Consider the following 20,360-nt stretch of genomic DNA (forward strand, 5'->3'; position numbering starts at 1 on the left):
TGGAACCGCACATCGCCCCACCCAGCGGAGCGATGCGGCGCCGGTCACAGCAGCGGCGAGGGCAAGGTCACAGCCTGTGGCTCTGCTCCTGCTCAAGGGCTCTCGCCTAGCATCCCGAGCATGACAGTCCTGCCCAATGACGGGCTCTCGACGGCCGCCGAGTTCCCCGCCGCGACCCATGAGCAGTGGCAACGCCTCGTGGAGGGCGTCCTGCGCAAGTCTGGCCGGGACGTCACGGGTGCCGCCGCCGAGGACGCCCTCTCCACCGCCCTGGAGGACGGGCTGCGCACCCGGCCCCTGTACACCGCGCTCGACACCGCTCCCGACACCGGTTTCCCGGGTTTTGCCCCGTTCGTCCGGGGTGGTCGCCCGGAGGGGAACACCAAGGGCGGCTGGGACGTACGGCAGCGGCACGCGACGGCCTCCGGTGATCTCGTCCTCGCCGACCTCGAGAACGGTGTCACCTCCCTCTGGCTGGTCGTCGGTGAAGGCGGTTTCCCGGTCTCGTCCCTCCCCCAGGTGCTCGAAAGCGTGTACCTGGACCTCGCGCCCGTCGTCCTGGAGGCCGGCCGGGACACCGAGGAGGCCGCTGGCGAACTGCTGCGGTTGTACGAGGAGCGGGGCGTCGCCCGTGACGCCGCGCGGGGCAATCTGGGTGCCGATCCGCTCGGGTACGAGGCCCGGAGCGGGCAGCAGCTCGACTTCGCACCCGTGGCCGGACTGGCCCGGCGGTGCGCCGAGGAGTATCCGGAGCTGCGGGCGCTGACCGTGGACGCGCTGCCGTACCACGAGGCCGGCGGGTCGGCGGCACAGGAGCTGGGCGCCTCGCTCGCGACCGGTGTCGCCTACCTGCGGGAGCTGACCGCGGCCGGGCTCACCGTCGAACAGGCCTGCGCGCAGCTGGAGTTCCGCTACGCGGCCACCGCCGACCAGTTCCTGACCATCGCCAAGCTGCGCGCCGCGCGCCGGCTGTGGGCGCGGGTCGCCGAGGTGAGCGGAGGGCCCGGCAGGCAGGTGCAGCACGTGGTGACCTCGCCGGTGATGATGTCGCGCCGGGACCCGTGGGTGAACATGCTGCGCACGACGGTCGCCACGCTGGCCGCCGGGGTCGGTGGCGCCGACTCCGTCACCGTGCTGCCCTTCGACCACGTGCTCGGCCTGCCGGACGCGTTCGCGCGGCGTATCGCCCGCAACACCTCGACGATCCTCATCGAGGAGTCGCATCTGGCCCGGGTGATCGACCCGGCGGGTGGCTCCTGGTACGTGGAGCGGCTCACCGACGAACTCGCCCACGCGGGCTGGGAGTTCTTCCAGTGGCTGGAGCAGATCGGCGGCCAGGCGGCCGCCCTGCGCTCGGGCCGGCTCGGCGAGAAGCTGGCGGAGACCTGGGAGGCGCGCAGCGCGAAGCTCGCCAAGCGGCGCGAACCCATCACCGGCGTCAGCGAGTTCCCGAACCTCGCCGAGAAGCCGGTGGAGCGCGCGTCCGCGCCCGCGGCGCCGTCCGGCGGCCTGCCCCGTGTCCGCCGCGACGAGGCGTACGAGGCCCTGCGTGCCCGCTCCGACGCTCACCTCGCCGCGACCGGCACCCGGCCGCGGATCTTCCTCGCCGCGCTCGGCCCCGCCGCCGCCCACACCGCACGGCTCACCTTCGCCGCGAACCTCTTCCAGGCGGGCGGCATCGAACCCGTCACGGAGGGCACGTTCGAGGAGAGCGGTGCCTCCGAGGCCTGCCTCTGCTCCAGCGACACGCTGTACGAGGAGCAGGCGGCGGACACCGCACAGGCCCTGCGGACAGCGGGCGCCACGCATGTGTTCCTCGCGGGCAAGCCCGGGCAGTACCCCGTCGACGACTACGTCTTCGCGGGCTGCGACGCCGTAGCCGTACTCTCCGCCACCCTCGACCGCATGGGAGTGTCCTGATGGGAATCCCCGACTTCACCGGGATCGAACTCGGGGAGCCGAGGACCGACGTCGGCGCCGACGAGTGGCGCAAGGCCGCGGGGAGCGACGACGCGTTCTGGGAGACCCCGGAAGGCATCGCGGTCAAGCCGCTCTACACCGGCCGCGACCTGGAGGGCCTCGACTTCCTTCAGACGTACCCGGGCATGGCGCCGTATCTGCGCGGCCCGTACCCGACGATGTACGTCAACCAGCCCTGGACGATCCGCCAGTACGCGGGCTTCTCCACCGCCGAGGAGTCCAACGCCTTCTACCGGCGCAACCTCGCCGCCGGGCAGAAGGGCCTGTCGGTCGCCTTCGACCTGCCGACGCACCGCGGCTACGACAGCGACCACCCGCGGGTGACCGGCGACGTCGGCATGGCGGGCGTGGCCATCGACTCCATCTACGACATGCGGCAGCTGTTCGACGGCATCCCGCTGGACAAGATGACCGTGTCGATGACGATGAACGGCGCCGTGCTGCCCATCCTCGCGCTGTACATCGTGGCGGCGGAGGAACAGGGCGTACCGCCCGAGAAGTTGGCCGGGACCATCCAGAACGACATCCTCAAGGAGTTCATGGTCCGCAACACCTATATCTATCCGCCGAAGCCGTCGATGCGGATCATCTCCGACATCTTCGCCTTCACCTCGCAGCGGATGCCCCGCTACAACTCGATCTCCATCTCCGGCTATCACATCCAGGAGGCGGGCGCGACGGCCGACCTGGAGCTGGCGTACACGCTCGCCGACGGCGTCGAGTACATCCGGGCCGGGCGGGAAGCGGGCCTGGACGTGGACGCGTTCGCGCCGCGACTCTCCTTCTTCTGGGCGATCGGCATGAACTTCTTCATGGAGGTCGCGAAGCTGCGGGCGGCGCGGCTGCTGTGGGCGAAGCTGGTGTCCCAGTTCGAGCCGAAGAACTCCAAGTCCCTTTCCCTGCGCACCCATTCGCAGACCTCGGGCTGGTCGCTGACGGCGCAGGACGTGTTCAACAACGTCACGCGTACGTGCGTGGAGGCGATGGCGGCGACGCAGGGCCACACACAGTCGCTGCACACCAACGCCCTCGACGAGGCGCTCGCGCTGCCCACCGACTTCTCGGCGCGCATCGCCCGCAACACGCAGCTGCTGATCCAGCAGGAGTCCGGCACGACGCGGGTGATCGACCCCTGGGGCGGCAGCGCGTACGTCGAGAAGCTGACGTACGACCTGGCCCGCCGTGCCTGGCAGCACATCCAGGAGGTCGAGCAGGCCGGCGGCATGGCGCAGGCCATCGACGCGGGCATCCCCAAGCTGCGCGTGGAGGAGGCGGCGGCGCGGACGCAGGCGCGGATCGACTCGGGGCGGCAGCCGGTCATCGGCGTGAACAAGTACCGGGTGGAGACCGACGAGCAGATCGACGTGCTCAAGGTCGACAACTCGTCCGTGCGTACCCAGCAGATCGAGAAGCTGCGCCGACTGCGCGAAGAGCGGGACGACATCGCCTGCCAGGACGCGCTGGACGCGCTGACCCGGGCGGCGGCAGGTGAGGGCAACCTGCTGGAGCTGGCGGTGAACGCGGCCCGCGCGAAGGCGACCGTCGGGGAGATCTCCGACGCCCTGGAGAAGGTGTACGGGCGGCACGCGAGCCAGATCCGTACGATCTCCGGCGTGTACCGCAACGAAGCCGGCTCCTCCCCGTCCGTCGACCGCACCCGCACCCTCGTCGACTCCTTCGAGGAGGCGGAGGGCCGCCGCCCGCGCATCCTGGTCGCCAAGATGGGCCAGGACGGCCACGACCGCGGCCAGAAAGTGATCGCGACCGCCTTCGCCGACCTCGGCTTCGACGTCGACGTCGGCCCGCTGTTCCAGACGCCCGGCGAGGTGGCCCGCCAGGCGGTGGAGGCGGACGTGCACGTCGTGGGCGTCTCGTCGCTGGCCGCCGGACACCTCACCCTCGTACCGGCGCTGCGCGAGGAGCTGGCGGCGGAGGGCCGCGAGGACATCATGATCGTCGTCGGTGGGGTGATCCCGCCGCAGGACGTGCCGACCCTGCTGGAGATGGGCGCGACGGCCGTGTTCCCGCCCGGGACGGTGATCCCGGACGCGGCCTACGACCTCGTGAAGCGGCTCTCGGCCGACCTCGGGCACCCGCAGTGATCGATCTCGACACGTATGTGAAGGGCGTGCTCGACGGGAAGCGGGCACTCGTCGCACGCGCCATCACGCTCGTCGAGTCGACCAGGCCCGGGCACCGGGCGCTGGCGCAGGAGTTGCTGACCGAGCTGCTCCCGCACAGCGGCCGGGCCCGGCGGATCGGGATCAGCGGGGTGCCGGGCGTGGGGAAGTCGACGTTCATCGACGCGTTCGGCACGATGCTGACGTCCCTCGGTCACCGGGTCGCGGTGCTCGCCGTCGACCCGTCGTCCACGCGTACGGGCGGCTCGATCCTCGGCGACAAGACCCGGATGGAACGCCTGGCCGTGGACCCCGCTGCCTTCGTCCGCCCCTCTCCCAGCGCGGGCACGCTCGGCGGGGTCGCCAAGGCCACGCGCGAGTCGATGGTGGTGATGGAGGCCGCGGGCTACGACGTGGTGCTCGTGGAGACGGTCGGCGTCGGCCAGTCGGAGACCGCGGTGGCGGGCATGGTCGACTCCTTCCTCCTGCTCACGCTGGCCCGCACCGGCGACCAGTTGCAGGGCATCAAGAAGGGTGTGCTGGAGCTGGCCGACGTCATCGCCGTGAACAAGGCGGACGGGCCGCATGAACGCGATGCGCGGGCGGCGGCGCGTGAACTGTCGGGTGCGTTGCGGTTGATGCATGGGAAGGACGTCGCCTGGACGCCGCCCGTCCTGCACTGCAGCGCTCGTGAGTCGACCGGCCTGGACACGGTCTGGGAACGCCTTGAGCAGCACCGTGCGTTGTTGGATTCCACGGGCCGCCTTGCCGCCAAGCGCCGTGACCAGCAGGTTGACTGGACCTGGGGCATGGTGCGTGATGAGTTGCTCGGTCGGCTGCATGCGGATCCGGCGGTGCGTTCGGTTGCGCCTGGGCTTGAACAGCAGGTGCGAGATGGGGAGTTGACTGCGACGCTGGCGGCGGAGCGGATTCTTAAGGCCTTCGCTCCGCGAGGAGGGCCGCGATAGGTCGTCGGTCGTCTGCGGGTCGGTGGGGGTTGATCGCGCAGTTCCCCGCGCCCCTATGGGGCGCGTTCAGGCGACCTGTGTTGCGAATGCCTGGTACGCACGCTCGTCGAACAGCACGAACCTGACCTCCTCCACCGAAGTGTCTGCCGCCCGTACCGTCTCCACCGCGATGCGGGCCGCGTCCTCCATCGGCCAGCGGTACACGCCCGTGGAGATGGCCGGGAATGCGACGGTGCGGGCACCCAACTCGTCGGCCACCCGCAGGGATTCGCGGTAGCAGGAGGCGAGGAGGGCGGAACGGTCCTCGGTCTGGCTGAAGACGGGACCAACGGTGTGGATCACCCAGCGTGCGTCCAGTTCGCCCGCCGTTGTGGCGACCGCCTGGCCGGTGGGCAGGCCCCTGCCGTACTGGGAGGCGCGGAGCTTGCGGCAGTCCTCGAGGATCGCGGGGCCGCCGCGTCGGTGGATGGCGCCGTCCACGCCGCCTCCGCCGAGCAGGGAGGAGTTCGCCGCGTTGACGATCGCGTCGGCGGTCTGGCGGGTGATGTCGCCCTGGACGAGGGTGATGGTGGTCATGTCTGCCTCAGCTTCCTCCAGACCGCCTTCGCCGCGTTGTGCCCCGACATACCGTGCACTCCGGGTCCGGGCGGGGTGGCCGAGGAGCAGATGAAGACGGCCGGGTGGGGGGTGCGGTACGGGAACAGGGACAGCTTGGGCCGCAGCAGGGTCTGGAGTCCGGAGACGGCGCCGGAGGCGATGTCGCCGCCGACGTAGTTGGCGTTGCGGGCGGCCAGCTCGGGCGGGCCCGCGGTCGCGCGGGCGAGGACGCGGTCGCGGAATCCCGGGGCGAAGCGCTCCAGTTGGCGCTCGATGGCGTCGGTGAGGTCGCCGGTCCAGCCGCTGGGGACATGGCCGTACGCCCAGAAGACCTGCTTGCCGGCCGGGGCCCGGGTGGGGTCGACGACACTGGGCTGGACCGTGATCATGAACGGTTTGTCGGGTGCCCGGCTCTCCCGGGATGCGGCGCGCAGGGCGGCGCCGATCTCCGCGCTGTCCGCGCCGATCTGCACGGTCGCGGCGGCACGGGCCTCAGGCGCGGTCCACGGCACCGGGCCGTCCAGCGCGTAGTCGACCTTGAAGACTCCGGGGCCATAGCGAAAGCCCTCGTAGTACCGCCCGAAGCCGGCGATACGGGCCAGGGCGGTGGGTGAGGTGTCGAAGACGTAGGCGCGCGCGGGCGGCAGGTCGTCGAGGCGCTTGACCTCGTAGTCGGTGTGGACAGTGCCGCCGAGGTCCTTCAGATACGAGGTGAGCGCGTCGGAGATCGACTGGGAGCCGCCGCGGGCGACCGGCCAGCCGCGGGCGTGCGCGGCCAGGGCGAAGACCAGGCCGATGGCGCCGGTGGCGAGGCCGTTCAGCGGGGCCATGACGTGGGCCACGAGTCCGGCGAACAGCGTCTTCGCGCGCTCGTCGCGGAAGCGGCGGGTCAGCCAGGTCGACGGGGGCAGGCCGACGAGGCCGAAGCGGGCGAGGGTCACCGGGTCCCGGGGCAGCGAGGTGAGCGGCAGGGACATGAAATCGCGGGCGAGGGTGTCCCACCTGGGCAGGAAGGGCTCGACCAGCCTGCGGTAGGTGCCCGCGTCGCGTGGCCCGAACGATGCGGCCGTCTCGGCGACCGACCGGGACAGCACGGCGGCGGTGCCGTCGGTGAAGGGGTGCGCCATGGGCAGCTCGGCGTGCAGCCACTCCAGGCCGTGCCGCTCCAGGGGCATGGCCCGGAACGCCGGTGAGTTGATGCCGAGGGGGTGCGCGGCGGAGCACGGGTCGTGGCGGAAGCCGGGGAGGGTCAGCTCCTCGGTGCGGGCTCCCCCGCCGACGGTGTCACGGGCCTCGAAGACGGCCACGGAGAAGCCGCGCCGGGCCAGCTCCACGGCGGCCGTCAGTCCGTTCGGCCCCGCACCCACCACGACCGCATCGAGCATCGACGGCACCTTCGGACTCCTTTGTCAGCCGATGGCCACTGAAGGATCAGGATATGCCGGGGCACTGACAGTCCTCGCGCCGCGGTGGGGCCGGGCGGGCGTCGGGGAGGAGGGGAGCCAGGTCAGGGCGCCGTCATCGGATCCACGGGTACGGCTCGGACAGCAGCTCCACGATCCGGCGGGCCGTGGCCTCGTCGCGCGCCGCCGTGAACGGCAGTGCGTTTCCGCCCGTGACGCGGAACGGCTCCCCCGAGAGGGTCAGGTGGGCGCCGCCCGCCTCCTCGACCAGCAGCAGGCCCGCCGCATGATCCCAGGCGGCCTCCCAGGAGAAGGCGACGGCGTCCGATTCGCCGCGCGCGACGGCGAGATACTCCAGTCCCGCCGAGCCGCAGGCGCGTGGTGCGACGCCGTCCGTCCACAGGCTGAGCAGCGCGCGCTTCTGCTCGTCCGTCGTGTAGTCCGGGTGGGAGGTGGCGACGCGGAGATCCCGGCCGGGGGCGGGAGGACCGGCGTGCAGCCGCTCGCCGTCGAGGAAGGCGCCGCCACCCCGCACGGCCGTGGCCAGTTGGTCGCGCGCCGGCGCGTAGGTCCAGGAGGCGAGCACCACTCCGCGCCGGGCGAGCGCGACCAGGGTGCAGAAGCCGGAGTCGCCGTGCACGAACTGCCGTGTCCCGTCGACGGGGTCGACGATCCAGACCGGGGCGTCGTCCTGTATCGCCTCGTACGTCGCCGGGTTGGCGTGCACCGCCTCCTCGCCGACCACGACGGAGCCGGGCAGCAGCTTGCCGAGTGCCTCGGTGAGGTACTGCTCGGCCTTGCGGTCGGCGTCCGTGACCAGGTCGTGCGGGCCGCTCTTCTGGTCGACCTCGTGCGCGGCCAGCCGGCGGAAGCGCGGCATGATCTCGGCGGCGGCCGCCTCGCGGACCGCGGCTTCCACGTCGGCGGAGTGACGCGTGAGAAACTCGTCGATGGTTTCGGTGTGTTCGATCATGCCTCCATGAGAGCACGCACCACTGACAATCCCCGCCCGCCCCATGTACCGCGGGTGGAATCGGGATGAACACCCCTCTTCGCCCCTCTTCGGGCGTTCAGCGCCCCACAGCGTACCCCTGCATCCCCCGCGGATTCGCCGCCGCCGACAGAATTCCGCTCTCCGGATCCCGCGCGACCGCGCACAGCCGCCCCTCCGACCACGGCTCGCCCACGGTCACGTCGTGCCCGCGCCGCCGCAGCTCCTCGACGACCTCCGCGTCCGTCCGGGACTCCACGGTGACGCTGCCCGGCCGCATGCCGCGCGGGTAGAAGGAACTCGGGAAGCTGTCGTTGTGCCAGTTCGGGGCGTCGATCGCGCCCTGGAGGTCGAGGCCGCCGCGGACCCGGGCGCGCAGGGCGACCGCCAGGAAGAAGTGCAGCTGCCACTGGTCCTGCTGGTCCCCGCCGGGCGTGCCGAACGCCATGACCGGCACCCCGTCGCGCAGTGCGACTGACGGCGTGAGCGTGGTGCGCGGCCGGCGCCCCGGGGTGAGCGAGCCGGGCAGGCCCTCCTCGAGCCAGGTCATCTGCAGCCGGGTACCGAGCGGGAAGCCCAGTTCGGGCACGACGGGGTTGGACTGCAGCCAGCCGCCGCTGGGCGTGGCGGCGACCATGTTGCCCCAGCGGTCGACGACGTCGAGGTGGCAGGTGTCGCCGCGCGTGTGCCCGTCGGAGGCGACATCGGGCAGGCCCGCGAGCTTCTGGACGGTCGGCTCGCCGGCGCCCATCGGGTCGAAGCCCGGGACGTCGGGGGCGATCACGCGCGCGTGCGCACCGAGTCGCGGAGTGCGTCCGCCCGGGCTGCCGGGCCGCAGTTCGTGCGAGGCCTTGTCCCCGACGAGCGCACGCCGGGCCGTGTTGTAGTCGGCCGACAGCAGCTCGTCGAGTGGCACGTCGGCCGCGTCGCCGTACCAGGCCTCCCGGTCGGCCATGGCGAGCTTGCAGCCCTCGATGAGCAGATGGACGTAGTCGGCGGATCCGTAGGGCGGCAGTTCGTGCGGGAGCAGCGCCAACTGCTGGAGCAGGACCGGTCCTTGGCTCCAGGGTCCGGCCTTGCACACGGTCCAGCCGTTCCAGTCGTACGTCGCCGGCGCCTCGTAGGTCGCGGACCACCCGGCGAGGTCGGCGGCGGTGAGCGTGCCGGTGTGCCGCTCGCCGCTGGTGTCCATGGTGGGGCGCGCGGACTGCCGTACCAGCGCCTCGGCGATGAAGCCGCCGCGCCACACCGCACGCGCCGCCTCGATCCGCGCGTCCCGGTCCCCGGCCCCGGCGACCTCGGCGAGCAGCCGCTTCCAGGTGGCCGCGAGAGCGGGATTGCGCAGCAGTGCGCCGGGCCGGGGTGCCTTCCCGCCCGGCAGGTACAGCTCCGCCGACGAGGTCCACTCCGACTCGAAGAGCTGCCGTACGGTCTCGACGGTGGCGCCGACGTTCTCCACGGGCGCGTGCCCGTGTTCGGCATACCCGATGGCGTACTTCAGGACGTCGTCCAGGGACTTGGTGCCGTGATCGCGCAGCAGCAGCATCCAGGCGTCGAAGGCGCCCGGCACCGCGGCGGCCAGCGGTCCCGTGCCGGGTACGAGGTCCAGGCCGAGCCCCTTGCAGTGCGCGACCGTCGCGCCGGCGGGGGCGACGCCCTGCCCGCACAGCACCCGTACCTCACCGTCCGCGGGCGCGAGCAGGATCGGCACCTCGCCGGCGGGCCCGTTGAGATGCGGCTCCACGACGTGCAGCACGAAGGCGCCCGCGACGGCGGCGTCGTATGCGTTGCCGCCGTCCTCCAGCACGGCCATCGCGGACTGCGAGGCGAGCCAGTGCGTGGAGGACACCATGCCGAAGGTGCCCTGGAGGGTGGGTCGTGTCGTGAACATGCAGCGTGCCACCTCGCCGTGCCGGAACGATCAACCGTCCCCTCGACTATGGCACTTGCGCCCCGCCGGGGTTCGGTCGAGCCGCCACGAGGGGCAGGTTGCGGAGGTAGAACTGGGCCAACTCGTCCCACAGGCGCCGTTCCTGCTCGAGGTCAGCGGGTACGGCGAGTTCCAGCCGACGCAGGAGCGCATGCCGGTGCAGGTCGAAGACGACTCGCACCTCCTCACCGTAGGCGCCGGCGGCCTGGAGGGTCGCCCGGTGGGCGGCCCACACGACCGGCCAGGCCAGCAGGGTCAGCCCGGCCAGCGGAAGGTGCCCGCCCCGGGCCAGGAGGACGAGGGGCCATACGGTGCCGAAGACGGCGGACAGCCCGAGCAGGCTCACACCGGCGTCCAGGGCGGTACGGGCGGAGGAGACCCGGCCGGTCGCCTCCGGCGGGAGCAGCGGGTAGAGCCGGGGCCAGACGACGACCGCGTCGATGCCGTAGCGCTCCAGCGGGTAGTACTCGGCGGCACGCAGCCGGTTGCCCAGCGCCGTCGGCAGGCAGCCCTGCGCGAGCCGGGGCGGCGGCGGGTAGACGGCAAGCAGGTGGCCCGAGAGCGCCGAGGCCCAGGTGTGCTCGCCCGCCTCGCGCAGCTCCGCCACCCGGGCCCAGCCGTCCCGGGCCCGGGCCCGCTGCCGGTCGGTACGGCGCCGCCGCACCCCGCGCAGCGCCGGCCGGTCCGGCCAGTAGCCCTCCAGAGCCCGCAGCACCGGCAGGTGGAACAGCGCGAGCAGATACGCGGCGCCGACCAGGCCGAGCACGACCCACAGCGCCGCCAGCAGCTGACCGGACGCGCCGTACTCCTGCCAGGCCCTGAGCGCGTCTGCCGGGGTGTGGCCGGCGGCAGCGAGGCCCACTGCTCCTGAGGCACCGGCGGCCAGCAGGACCGGGAGCAGTACGGCGATCAGGAACCGGGACCCGAGGAGGCGTTCGGCGCCGCCCAGGCCGACTTCGAGCAGGGTGTTCACGGCTTACGGACCATGAGGTCGCCCTGGGTGCAGCGCGGCGGCTCGTCGGGGTCGTAGTAGTCCACGGCCTTCTCCTCGCCGTGCTCGGCGCACTCGAAGAGCAGCACGGTCATCGACCAGCCGGGCAGCCCTGATCCCGGGGGTGTGCCGTAGACCTCGCGGTCCACGACGTGGCAGTCCTGCGTCGTGATCTCCTCGTCCGGCCCGTCCGTGTGGTCCTCGGGCTGTCCGGAGGTCCCCATCGGCTCCCCTCCTCGGTGGTTCGTCAGAGTCCGCCCAGCATGGTGAAGGCACCCCACAGGCCCGGGTGCCCGAAGCGGGAGTCTGTCATGAGTCCGAGCTGGGCGTCGCGCACGGCCTGCCCCAACGGCGTTCCCGGGCGGGACAGTTGGCCGTACAGCAGCTCATTGAAGCGCAGGGCCGCGTCATCACGCACCGGCCACTGCGGGGCGACGACGGTCTGGGCGCCGGCCGCGAGGAAGGCGGCGGCCAGCCCTTCACCCTCGCCACCGAGGCTGCGGCGTTCCGCACCGGCGCGGCAGCCGCTGAGGTTGACCAGGGCGGGCACGCGGTCGGCGCAGGCGATCTCGAAGGCGAACAGCGGGCGGTCGGCGAGCAGCAGCCGGGCCATGTTGGGGTGCGCGGGCTCGAAGGCGGCGTGCCCGGCGAGATGCAGCACGTCCGCGGTGCCGAGTGCGGAGTGCACCGCGCTCGCCGTGGCGTCGTCGTCGTAGAGACCGGTGGTGTCGGGGAACGTAGCGCGCACGGCGGCCGCCTCGGCGCGCAACGCCTGGAGTTCGGGGAGCAGTTCGTAGCGCGGTCGGCGCACCGCGGCCACCACGGCGCGGGCCGGGCGGTCCGCCGGCCGCTCCGGTCGCCGTACGCCGTCCGGCCTCAGGGGCGCCAGGGAGGGCAGCAGCCGTACCTCCGCGTACGTCACCAGCGGCCGGCCGCGGAAGGGTGCGGCGTGGAAGGGGAAGTCCTCGAGGATGCTCTGGGTGACGACGTGGATCCGGGAGGCCGCCGGGATCAGGTCGGCGACGGGCGCCAGGACGGCCTCGCCGAGCCGGTTCAGGGCGTCGCTGCCGGCCCGGCGCAGGCATTCCTCGTGAGCGTCGGAGGTCAGCCGCTCCACCTCCGGGGTGCCGAGGTTCAGCCGCAGATCCCGGACGGTGCCCCCGGTCACGGCGAACAGGACCACCTCGTCCTCGCTGGACCGGCCGTAGTGCAGCAGCAGTTCCCCGGGCCGGACGGCCCGGGGAACCGAACGCGCGAGATCCGTCACCGTGACCCGGCGGCGTTCCGAGGACGACTCGTGCAGCACGGCCTCCCTCGTCTCCAGGAGCATGCGTGCCCGGTCGCCCAGCGAGTGCAGGCCGCGACGGTCCCGTGCGACGGCGGCCCCCGTGGCGGTACGGGCGAGCTGTGCGATCTCCGTGTCCAGGCCGCGCAGCACCGCTGTGCCGGACGCGGGCGCCCCGTCGGGGCGGGCGGGACCGCGGCTCGCCATCGCGGCGAGCATGCCGATCGCCAGGTCGGCGCGGCCCATGCGCATGGCCGAGCCGACGGCTCCACCGAAGACCGTGGCGCTGTTCTCCAGGTAGAAGGTGCGGCCGGGCAGCGCCGCGACTCTGAGGTCGGCGAATCTGGCGTCGATCGCGCGGATGTACGCCTCCACGGCCTCGTCAGTGCGTTCCTGACTGATCCTCAACTCGGCCGTGGCCGCGAGAAGATCGTGGTCGTCGCCGTCTCCGGTGCTCTCGCGCCACTGCGCCAGTTCGGCCTCGGCCTCCTGGACCAGTCCGATCCTGGTCAGCGCACGGGCCCGCTGATGGTGCAGGAACCGGGTGAAGTGCTCGTGGCCGCCGCTCGGGCTCCCTGGCGCTCCGTCGCCGAGGCGCCGGCCGATCCGCTGTCCGTCCTCGGCGTGCAGCAGCGACTGCTCGAACAGGCCGAGGCGGGCCATGAGGGCGGCCAGCCGTGCGTGCGCGGCGCGCAGACCGTGGTCGTCACCCGCCTCCTCCAACAGGGCCCGGCCGCGTGCGTACGCCGTCACGGCGTCCGGGATCGAGCCCTGCGCGGTGAGCGCACGGCCGAGTTCCAGACAGCCGCGCCCCTCGTGGCGGGGCAGGCCCCGGCCGCGGAATCCGTCCAGGGCGGACAGGACGAGCCGGACGTGGCGTCGCGGATCGGCGGCCGACCGCTGCTGGTTGCCGCCCACGGCGACGAGGACCTGGGCGCCGAGGGCCGGGCCGGCGCCGTGCCGCGCCATGGGTCCCAGGGCCTCCCAGGCGGCGGCCATCAACATCTCCTGGGATATCGTCGCGCCGGCCTGGAGGTCCTGCGCGAAGGCCGACGGAACGAGGAACTCCTCCTCCACGAAGTGGACATGGGTGAGTGCCGAGGGCCCCAGCCTGATCAGGGCGAATCCCTCGCCCGGGTGCGCGGTGAGATAAGCCTCGTAGACCGACTCCGAGCGGCGCGGAGTGTCCGTCGTCTCCCGGTGCGTCATGGCCCCTGCCTCAGGGCGAGTTCATCGGCCACGGCCCCGGCGAGTCCGGCCTGGTCCGCGGCGCCGTACGCACGCAGGATCGCCGACAGTGCCCGCCACAGCGTGGCGTCCTCCTCCAGCCACACCACGTCGGACAGGGCCAGCTCGCGCAGGGCGGTCCAGTCGCCGGCCTCGAAGGCCGCGCGGCGCCTCGCGACCCGCGCGGCCAACTCCCGGTCGGTGGGCACCTGTTCGTCGACCAGCCGGTGCAGCAGCTCCCTGACGAGTCCGGTGGGGTCACACGGCCAGCCACTGAGCGCCAGCAGTTCGGCGACCTGCCCCCGCCGCAGCGTGTGGGCCTGCCGGGCGGCGTCGAGGACGAACAGCAGGTGGCGGCCCGGTGAGTCACCGGTGGGCCCGCGCAGTAACACGGAGAGCGCGAGTTCGGGCCGCTGCTGCAGGCGGTAGCTCAGGGAGAGGACCTGGAGTGCGAGCGCCTGAGTTTCGGTCCCCGCGTCGAGTGCGGCCGCGGCGGCGGCCTCGGTCGCCATCCGTTCGGGCGGCAGGCCCGCCTCGATGCCCCGCAGGGCGGCCTCCAGCATGATCTGGGCCAGCGCGCCGCCCATCAGTGCCGCCTGGGCTTCCGGGCCCGTCGCGTCGTTGCCGGCGAGACCGAGCTCGACCGCGCGGAGCCAGCGCCTCTGGTGCCCGGCTTCCTTCAGCAGCATGCGGCGTGCCGCGGCAGGCCCCTCGGTGGCGTACACGTGCTGCGCCCGTGCGCGCAGCGCGGCCGAGTCCAGAGTCAGCACGTCGCCGGGCGGCTCGCCGGGCTCGTCGTCCAGGGCTCGGCTCAGTCCCGCTTCGATGTAGAGGGACTCGCGCACGTACGCGTCGTCGTCCTGGACCGTGAAACCGCCACTCCCCGTTGGCATGGCGCCAGGGTAGCCCCGCTGACCGACCGAGCAGAAGCACGGCAGAAACGCATATAACGCACCCAACCGCCGTGGCCTCCGTCACCGCACAGGCACGGAGCGAAGTTGCACTTTCAACCCACAGGCACTCGTGTGACACTGGCGTCCCGTCCGCAGTGCGGACCCCGTCCGCACCGTCCCCCACGAGAAGTGCGCCGTGCGTTCGCTACCCCTGCCGCTCACCCTCTCCGCGCGTCTGGCCCCGGTCGCTGTGCTCGCCGTGTCGGCCTGGGCCCTGTCGTCCGGCTCCTCGACGCCGGCCGCCGAGAACAAGGCCGGCCAGGACAACGCGTCCCAGTCGCCGACCGCACCCGCCACTGCGGCGGCGTCGAAGGCGTACGACGCCGCGCCCGCCCCGTGCACGAGCGTTCCCGTGAAGACGGTCAAGTCGCTGGTCCCCGGCGCCAAGACGGCCGGCAAGGAGATCGCGTCCACGGACTCGAAGGTGCGCCGCACCTGCTCCTGGAACGCGCTCAAGGGCTACGACTACCGCTGGCTCGACGTGTCCTTCGAGGTGATGGACTCGGAGGAGGCGGCGGAGAAGTCGTACAAGCAGCGCGTCTCCAACGACAGCGGCGGCGGTGATGTGCCCGGCCTGGGCGACGCGGGCTACTCGGTGGTGAACCTCACCACGCAGGACAAGCAGCAGACCCGCGAGGGCATGGTGGTGGTCCGCTCGTCCAACGCGCTGGTGGTCATCACCTACAACGGCAGCGACTTCGAGTCCAAGAAGGCGCCCAGCACGGACGAGATCAACAAGGGCGCCATCAAGGCGGCCAAGGACGCGGTGGCGACGCTGGAGGACGGCCAGAAGAAGGGCTGACCGTCCTCCCGCTCCGGTCAGACCAGGGTCTTCCCCCGGCCGCGCAGCAGCATCAGGGCCAGGTACAGCACCATCGAGGTGCCCAGGCCCACCGCCCAGCCGTAGTCCGCCAGCGACGACAGCGCCGGGATGGGCCGGCCGTCGATCAGCGGGTCGAAGCTGGCGCCCCCGATGGCCAGCACGCCGCCGGCCGCGAAGGCGACGACCGCCCGCCAGTTCCAGCCGCCCTCGTACCAGTAGCGCCCGCCCGGGCGGTACAGGTCGACCAGGTCGAGCTTGGCGCGGCGCAGGATCCAGTAGTCGGCGATGAGGATGCCGGCGACCGTACCGAGCAGACCGCCGACCAGGCCGAGCCAGGTGAAGATGTAGCCCTGCGGGTCGGAGTACAGCTTCCACGGGAAGATCAACACGCCGATAACACAGGTCGCGAGGGCACCGGTCCGGAAAGTGATCTTGCGGGGCGCGATGTTGGAGAAGTCGAAGGCCGGGGAGACCAGGTTGGCTGCGACGTTCACGGACAGCGTCGCCACCAGCACGGTCACCAGCGCGAAGAGCAGGCCGACCACGTTGTCCGTCTTCGCGGCGAGCTCGACCGGGTTCCAGATCGGCTCGCCGTATACCGCCTGCGAGCCGGACGTCACCATCACCGACAGGAACGCGAACAGCGTCATGGTGGTGGGCAGGCCGAGCGCCTGGCCCCACATCTGCGCCTTCTGGCTCTTGCCGTAGCGGGTGAAGTCCGGGATGTTCAGCGACAGGGTGGACCAGAAGCCGATCATGCCCATGAGGGAGGGCCAGAACAGCTTCCAGAAGTCGCCGCCCCAGCCCAGCTTGGAGGGCTGGTCGAGCAGCGGGCCGAAGCCGCCGGCCTTGTTGCTCATCCACACGAGCATCACGAGCGCGCCGACGATCACGAACGGCGCCGCCCAGTTCTCGAAGCGGCGGATCGTCTCCATGCCCCGGTAGATGATCGCGACCTGGAGAGCCCAGAAGATCGCGAACGACAGCCACATCGTCCAGGGGTACCCGCCGACCTTCCCGGCGTCGCTCCACCCGTTGCCGATGAGCTTTCCGGCCAGGAAGTAGATCGCCTCGCCACCGATCCAGGTCTGGATGCCGAACCAGCCGCAGGCCACCAACGCCCGTACGACAGCGGGGAGGTTGGCGCCGCGTATGCCGAAGGAGGCGCGGGCGAACACCGGGAAGGGGATGCCGTACTTCGGTCCCGCGTGCCCGGTGAGCAGCATCGGGACCAGCACGATCACATTGGCCAGGGCGATGGTGAGCACCGCCTGCTTCCAGTCCATGCCGACGGCGATCAGACCGGAGGCCAGGGTCCAGGAGGCCGTGTTGTGGGCCATACCGACCCACAGGGCGGAGAAGTTGTACGTGGTCCAGGTGCGCTTCTCGACGGGAACCGGCAGCAGGTCCTCGTTGGCGTAGGCACCGCCCGGAGCGGGGGCGTCCGGGGCGATCTCCACCCGGCCGTCGGCGAGGGTGACTTGAGTGGACGGCGGTGTGGCCGTGGGAGCGGTGTCGGTCATGGGCAGGCCAATCAGGGGAGGTTGGGACGGGGAAAGGCCGTGCGGGTGGCGCCGAGGGGGGTGCGCCCCGACACCGTTGAGACGCGGGGGCGGCCTGGGGCCCCTTCCCGGGAACGGCGGGAAGGGGACGTACAAGGGGGGACGGGCATCGACTGCCCGTGAACTGCTAGCCGTTGACGGCCGGGATCACCTGCGACCCGTACGCGTCGATCGTGGCTTCCTGAGCGTCGTGCATGTCGTACACGGCGAACTGGTCGACGCCCAGCTCGCGCAGCGCGTTCAGCTTCTCGATGTGCTTCTCGACCGGTCCGATGACGCAGAACCGGTCGACGATCTCGTCGGGCACGAACGCGGTGTCGGGGTTGTCGGCGCGTCCGTGGTGGGAGTAGTCGTACCCCTCGCGCGCCTTGATGTAGTCGGTGAGTTCGTCGGGGACGGCGGCGGAGTGCTCGCCGTACTTCGACACCAGGTCGGCGACGTGGTTGCCGACCATCCCGCCGAACCAGCGGCACTGCTCGCGGGCGTGGGCGAGCGCTTCGGGCGAGTCGTCCTCGGTGACGTAGGCGGGGGCGGCGACGCAGATCGTCACGTCGGACGGGTCACGTCCGGCCGCGACCGCCGCGTCCTTGACCGCCTTCACCATGTACTCGGTCAGGTAGAGGTCGGCGAGCTGGAGGATGAACCCGTCGGCCTCCTCGCCGGTCATCTTCAGGGCCTTCGGCCCGTACGCGGCCATCCAGACCGGGAGTTGGGCATCCTCTCTGATCCAGGGGAACTTGATGACCGTGCCCCCGAGGTCCGCCTCCTGACCGGAGCCGAGCGCCCTGATGACCTTCATGGCCTCGCTGATCCGGGCCAGCGTGTTCGGCGTACGGCCCGCGACGCGCATCGCGGAGTCGCCGCGGCCGATGCCGCACACGGTGCGGTTGCCGAACATGTCGTTGAGGGTGGCGAAGGTGGAGGCGGTGACCTCCCAGGTACGGGTGCCCGGGTTGGTGACCATCGGGCCGACCGTCAGCTTCGTGGTGTTGGCGAGGATCTGGCTGTAGATCACGAACGGCTCCTGCCAGAGCACGGCGGAGTCGAAGGTCCAGCCGTACGTGAAGCCGTTGCGTTCGGCCCGCTTCATCAGGCTGATGACCTTCGAGGCCGGCGGATCGGTCTGCAGGACGAGTCCGAAGTCCATGGGCGCCACTCCTAGGTGAGGTACTGACAGGTGGAGCGCGGGGTGTAGACGCCGTGACCCGCGCGTCCGGTGTACTCCCGCTCGTTGATGACGACGTCGCCCCGCGACAGGACCGTCTCGACACGGCCGGTGGTGCGCTTGCCCTCGTACGCCGAGTAGTCGACGTTCATGTGGTGCGTCTCGGCGGACATGACCTGCTCGGCGTGCGGGTCGTAGATGACCACGTCGGCGTCGGCGCCCGGCGCGATGGTGCCCTTCTTCGGGTACATGCCGAACATCCGGGCCGGGGTGGCGCAGGCGATCTCGATCCAGCGCCGGCGGCTGATGTGCCCGTCCACGACGGCCTGGTGGAGCAGGTCCATCCGGTTCTCGACGCCCGGCAGACCGTTGGGGATCTTGGAGAAGTCGCCCCGGCCCAGTTCCTTCTGGCCCACGAAGCAGAAGGGGCAGTGGTCGGTGGAGACGACCTGGAGGTCGTTGGTGCGCAGGCCCTTCCACAGGTGGGCCTGGTGCTCCTTGGGCCGCAGGGGCGTGGAGCACACGTACTTCGAGCCCTCGAAGTCGGGCTCGGCGAGGTTGTCGGTCGACAGGAACAGATACTGCGGGCAGGTCTCCCCGAAGACGGGCAGCCCCTCGTCGCGCGCCCGGGCCAGCTCGGCGACTGCCTCCATCGCCGAGACGTGTACGACGTACAGGGGCGCACCGGCGACCTGCGCGAGCTTGATGGCGCGATGGGTGGCCTCGGCCTCGAGGAGGGCCTTGCGGACCTCACCGTGGTACCGGGGGTCGGTCTCGCCCCGGGCCAGCGCCTGCTGGACCAGCACATCGATCGCGATGCCGTTCTCGGCGTGCATCATGATCAGGCCGCCGTTCTCGGCGGAGCGCTGCATGGCGCGCAGGATCTTGCCGTCGTCCGAGTAGAAGACGCCCGGATACGCCATGAACTGCTTGAAGGAGGTCACCCCCTCCTCCACCAGCAGATCCATCTCCTTCAGCGTCTCCTCGTTCACATCGGAGACGATCATGTGGAAGGCGTAGTCGATCGCGCAGTTGCCCTCGGCCTTGGCGTGCCAGGTGTCGAGGCCCTCGCGGAGGCTGTGGCCCACGCTCTGCACTGCGAAGTCGACGATCGTCGTCGTACCGCCCCAGGCGGCGGCCCGGGTGCCGGTCTCGAAGGTGTCGGAGGCGAAGGTGCCGCCGAACGGCAGCTCCATGTGGGTGTGGGCGTCGACCCCGCCCGGGATCACGTACTTCCCGGTGGCGTCGATGACCCGCTCGGCGGTCCAGGCCTCGGCGGCGGGGGTGCCGGAGGTGGCGAGGGCGGCGATGCGGCCGTCCTCGATCAGGACGTCGGCGTGGATCTCGTCGGATGCGGTGATGACGAGGCCGCCGCGGATGACGGTACGGGTGTTCATGGGCTGACTCCGCTGGGTTGTGGTCGAGTGCGGGTCGTGTGTGGCTGGTCGCGCCCCTTAGGGCGTTTACGGTGCCGTCAGTGGGCCGTACGCCTCCGGGCGGCGGTCGCGGTAGAACTGCCAGCGGTCGCGGACCTCGCGCAGCTTGGCCATGTCGAGGTCGCGGACGACGAGTTCGGTCTCCTTGTCGGAGGCCACCTCGCCGACGAACTGGGCTTCCGGGTCGACGAAGTACGTCGTGCCGTAGAAGTCGTTGTCGCCGTATTCCTCGACACCGACCCGGTTGATCGCACCGACGAAGTACTCGTTGGCGACGGCCGCCGCGGGCTGCTCCAGCTGCCACAGGTAGGCGGACAGGCCGCGCGAGGTGGCCGACGGGTTGAAGACGATCTCGGCACCGGCGAGACCCAGTGCGCGCCAGCCCTCCGGGAAGTGGCGGTCGTAGCAGATGTAGACGCCGATCTTCCCTACGGCCGTCTCGAAGACCGGCCAGCCGACGTTGCCCGGGCGGAAGTAGAACTTCTCCCAGAATCCCGGCACTTGAGGGATGTGATGCTTGCGGTACTTGCCGAGGTAGGAGCCGTCCGCGTCGATCACGGCGGCCGTGTTGTAGAGGACGCCGGGCTGCTCCTCCTCGTACATCGGCAGGACGAGCACGATGCCGTGTTCCTCGGCGAGCGCCTGGAAGCGCCGGACGATCGGGCCTTCCGGGACCGCTTCCGCGTACTCGTAGAAGGCCTTGTCCTGGACCTGGCAGAAGTAGGGCCCGTAGAACAGCTCCTGGAAGCACAGGACTTGAGCACCTTGCGCGGCCGCGTCGCGGACCGCCTGCTCGTGTACCTGGATCATCGACTCCTTGTCGCCCGTCCACGCGGTCTGGAAGAGGGCGGCACGAATCACTCGGCTCATCGGGACCTCCGGTCGCTCGGTGTGCGAGGAGCCTAGGAAGTCCGAAGAGCGGGTTTGAG

At 71.4% G+C, this 20,360-nt stretch carries 16 protein-coding genes; 4 read left to right on the forward strand and 12 right to left on the reverse strand.

Features of this window, described 5'->3' with window-relative positions:
- Positions 1–120: 120 nt before the first annotated feature.
- From AB0I98_RS00710 to meaB, 3 genes are read left to right on the forward strand one after another with little or no spacing between them, the layout of a single operon-like run.
- A complete protein-coding gene (locus AB0I98_RS00710) occupies positions 121–1,920 on the forward strand; it encodes a methylmalonyl-CoA mutase family protein (RefSeq protein WP_362933143.1) in 1,800 nt (599 codons plus the stop codon).
- On the forward strand, positions 1,920–4,082 hold the full coding sequence (scpA, locus tag AB0I98_RS00715) for a methylmalonyl-CoA mutase (protein ID WP_362933146.1): 2,163 nt from the start codon (positions 1,920–1,922) through the stop codon (positions 4,080–4,082). Before AB0I98_RS00710 ends, scpA begins: the two co-directional genes overlap by 1 nt.
- Positions 4,079–5,068 (forward strand): methylmalonyl Co-A mutase-associated GTPase MeaB, encoded by a 990-nt coding sequence (gene meaB / locus AB0I98_RS00720; RefSeq protein WP_362933149.1) that lies wholly within the window; start codon positions 4,079–4,081, stop codon positions 5,066–5,068. The genes scpA and meaB overlap by 4 nt, the downstream gene beginning before the upstream one ends.
- Before the next feature lie 66 nt (positions 5,069–5,134).
- Here meaB and AB0I98_RS00725 read toward each other — a convergent pair whose 3' ends face one another.
- From AB0I98_RS00725 to AB0I98_RS00760, 8 genes are all read right to left on the reverse strand, one after another.
- The gene (locus AB0I98_RS00725; RefSeq protein ID WP_362933152.1) at positions 5,135–5,644 is read right to left on the reverse strand and encodes an O-acetyl-ADP-ribose deacetylase; all 510 of its coding nucleotides are present in this window, start codon (positions 5,642–5,644) and stop codon (positions 5,135–5,137) included.
- Positions 5,641–7,050 carry an NAD(P)/FAD-dependent oxidoreductase gene (locus tag AB0I98_RS00730; protein ID WP_362933155.1) on the reverse strand — a complete coding sequence of 470 codons (1,410 nt, stop codon included), beginning with the start codon at positions 7,048–7,050 and terminating at the stop codon, positions 5,641–5,643. Before AB0I98_RS00730 ends, AB0I98_RS00725 begins: the two co-directional genes overlap by 4 nt.
- 133 nt (positions 7,051–7,183) lie before the next feature.
- Positions 7,184–8,041, reverse strand: coding sequence for an inositol monophosphatase family protein (locus AB0I98_RS00735; RefSeq protein WP_362933158.1), 858 nt, complete (start codon positions 8,039–8,041; stop codon positions 7,184–7,186).
- 97 nt (positions 8,042–8,138) lie between these two features.
- Entirely contained in the window at positions 8,139–9,950 is a 1,812-nt protein-coding gene (locus AB0I98_RS00740; protein WP_362933161.1) for a gamma-glutamyltransferase, read from the reverse strand.
- 46 nt (positions 9,951–9,996) lie between these two features.
- Positions 9,997–10,962, reverse strand: a complete 966-nt coding sequence (locus AB0I98_RS00745) for a hypothetical protein (RefSeq protein WP_362933164.1) — start codon at positions 10,960–10,962, stop codon at positions 9,997–9,999.
- The gene (locus tag AB0I98_RS00750; protein ID WP_362933167.1) at positions 10,959–11,204 is read right to left on the reverse strand and encodes a hypothetical protein; all 246 of its coding nucleotides are present in this window, start codon (positions 11,202–11,204) and stop codon (positions 10,959–10,961) included. The genes AB0I98_RS00745 and AB0I98_RS00750 overlap by 4 nt, the downstream gene beginning before the upstream one ends.
- A gap of 23 nt (positions 11,205–11,227) precedes the next feature.
- Entirely contained in the window at positions 11,228–13,474 is a 2,247-nt protein-coding gene (locus tag AB0I98_RS00755; RefSeq protein ID WP_362933170.1) for a CHAT domain-containing protein, read from the reverse strand.
- Positions 13,471–14,385: a hypothetical protein gene (locus tag AB0I98_RS00760; protein WP_362933173.1), complete on the reverse strand. Its 915-nt coding sequence runs from the start codon at positions 14,383–14,385 to the stop codon at positions 13,471–13,473. Before AB0I98_RS00760 ends, AB0I98_RS00755 begins: the two co-directional genes overlap by 4 nt.
- Positions 14,386–14,581: 196 nt before the next feature.
- On the opposite strand from AB0I98_RS00760, the gene AB0I98_RS00765 reads away from it, so the two are divergent.
- Positions 14,582–15,247, forward strand: a complete 666-nt coding sequence (locus AB0I98_RS00765; RefSeq protein WP_362933176.1) for a hypothetical protein — start codon at positions 14,582–14,584, stop codon at positions 15,245–15,247.
- A gap of 17 nt (positions 15,248–15,264) precedes the next feature.
- Here the strand turns inward: AB0I98_RS00765 and AB0I98_RS00770 are convergent, their stop codons facing one another.
- The 4 genes from AB0I98_RS00770 to AB0I98_RS00785 form a co-directional block, all read right to left on the reverse strand.
- Entirely contained in the window at positions 15,265–16,791 is a 1,527-nt protein-coding gene (locus tag AB0I98_RS00770) for an NCS1 family nucleobase:cation symporter-1 (RefSeq protein WP_362933179.1), read from the reverse strand.
- 166 nt (positions 16,792–16,957) lie between these two features.
- Positions 16,958–17,977, reverse strand: coding sequence for a TIGR03842 family LLM class F420-dependent oxidoreductase (locus tag AB0I98_RS00775; protein WP_362933182.1), 1,020 nt, complete (start codon positions 17,975–17,977; stop codon positions 16,958–16,960).
- A gap of 11 nt (positions 17,978–17,988) precedes the next feature.
- Positions 17,989–19,392: a dihydropyrimidinase gene (hydA, locus tag AB0I98_RS00780; protein ID WP_362933185.1), complete on the reverse strand. Its 1,404-nt coding sequence runs from the start codon at positions 19,390–19,392 to the stop codon at positions 17,989–17,991.
- Between the two features lie 66 nt (positions 19,393–19,458).
- Positions 19,459–20,301, reverse strand: coding sequence for a nitrilase-related carbon-nitrogen hydrolase (locus tag AB0I98_RS00785; RefSeq protein ID WP_362933188.1), 843 nt, complete (start codon positions 20,299–20,301; stop codon positions 19,459–19,461).
- Positions 20,302–20,360: the final 59 nt, after the last annotated feature.

It is taken from the genome of Streptomyces sp. NPDC050211 (assembly GCF_040656035.1).
Lineage (GTDB): Bacteria > Actinomycetota > Actinomycetes > Streptomycetales > Streptomycetaceae > Streptomyces.

Excerpts from the sequence above, each read along its gene's own strand:
- AB0I98_RS00710 (WP_362933143.1), top strand. The coding sequence starts at position 121 with ATGACAGTCCTGCCCAATGACGGGCTCTCGACGGCCGCCGAGTTCCCC.
- scpA (WP_362933146.1), top strand. The coding sequence starts at position 1,920 with ATGGGAATCCCCGACTTCACCGGGATCGAACTCGGGGAGCCGAGGACC.
- AB0I98_RS00725 (WP_362933152.1), bottom strand. The coding sequence starts at position 5,644 with ATGACCACCATCACCCTCGTCCAGGGCGACATCACCCGCCAGACCGCC.
- AB0I98_RS00730 (WP_362933155.1), bottom strand. The coding sequence starts at position 7,050 with ATGCTCGATGCGGTCGTGGTGGGTGCGGGGCCGAACGGACTGACGGCC.
- AB0I98_RS00735 (WP_362933158.1), bottom strand. The coding sequence starts at position 8,041 with ATGATCGAACACACCGAAACCATCGACGAGTTTCTCACGCGTCACTCC.
- AB0I98_RS00740 (WP_362933161.1), bottom strand. The coding sequence starts at position 9,950 with ATGTTCACGACACGACCCACCCTCCAGGGCACCTTCGGCATGGTGTCC.
- AB0I98_RS00750 (WP_362933167.1), bottom strand. The coding sequence starts at position 11,204 with ATGGGGACCTCCGGACAGCCCGAGGACCACACGGACGGGCCGGACGAG.
- AB0I98_RS00755 (WP_362933170.1), bottom strand. The coding sequence starts at position 13,474 with ATGACGCACCGGGAGACGACGGACACTCCGCGCCGCTCGGAGTCGGTC.
- AB0I98_RS00760 (WP_362933173.1), bottom strand. The coding sequence starts at position 14,385 with ATGCCAACGGGGAGTGGCGGTTTCACGGTCCAGGACGACGACGCGTAC.
- AB0I98_RS00770 (WP_362933179.1), bottom strand. The coding sequence starts at position 16,791 with ATGACCGACACCGCTCCCACGGCCACACCGCCGTCCACTCAAGTCACC.
- AB0I98_RS00775 (WP_362933182.1), bottom strand. The coding sequence starts at position 17,977 with ATGGACTTCGGACTCGTCCTGCAGACCGATCCGCCGGCCTCGAAGGTC.
- hydA (WP_362933185.1), bottom strand. The coding sequence starts at position 19,392 with ATGAACACCCGTACCGTCATCCGCGGCGGCCTCGTCATCACCGCATCC.
- AB0I98_RS00785 (WP_362933188.1), bottom strand. The coding sequence starts at position 20,301 with ATGAGCCGAGTGATTCGTGCCGCCCTCTTCCAGACCGCGTGGACGGGC.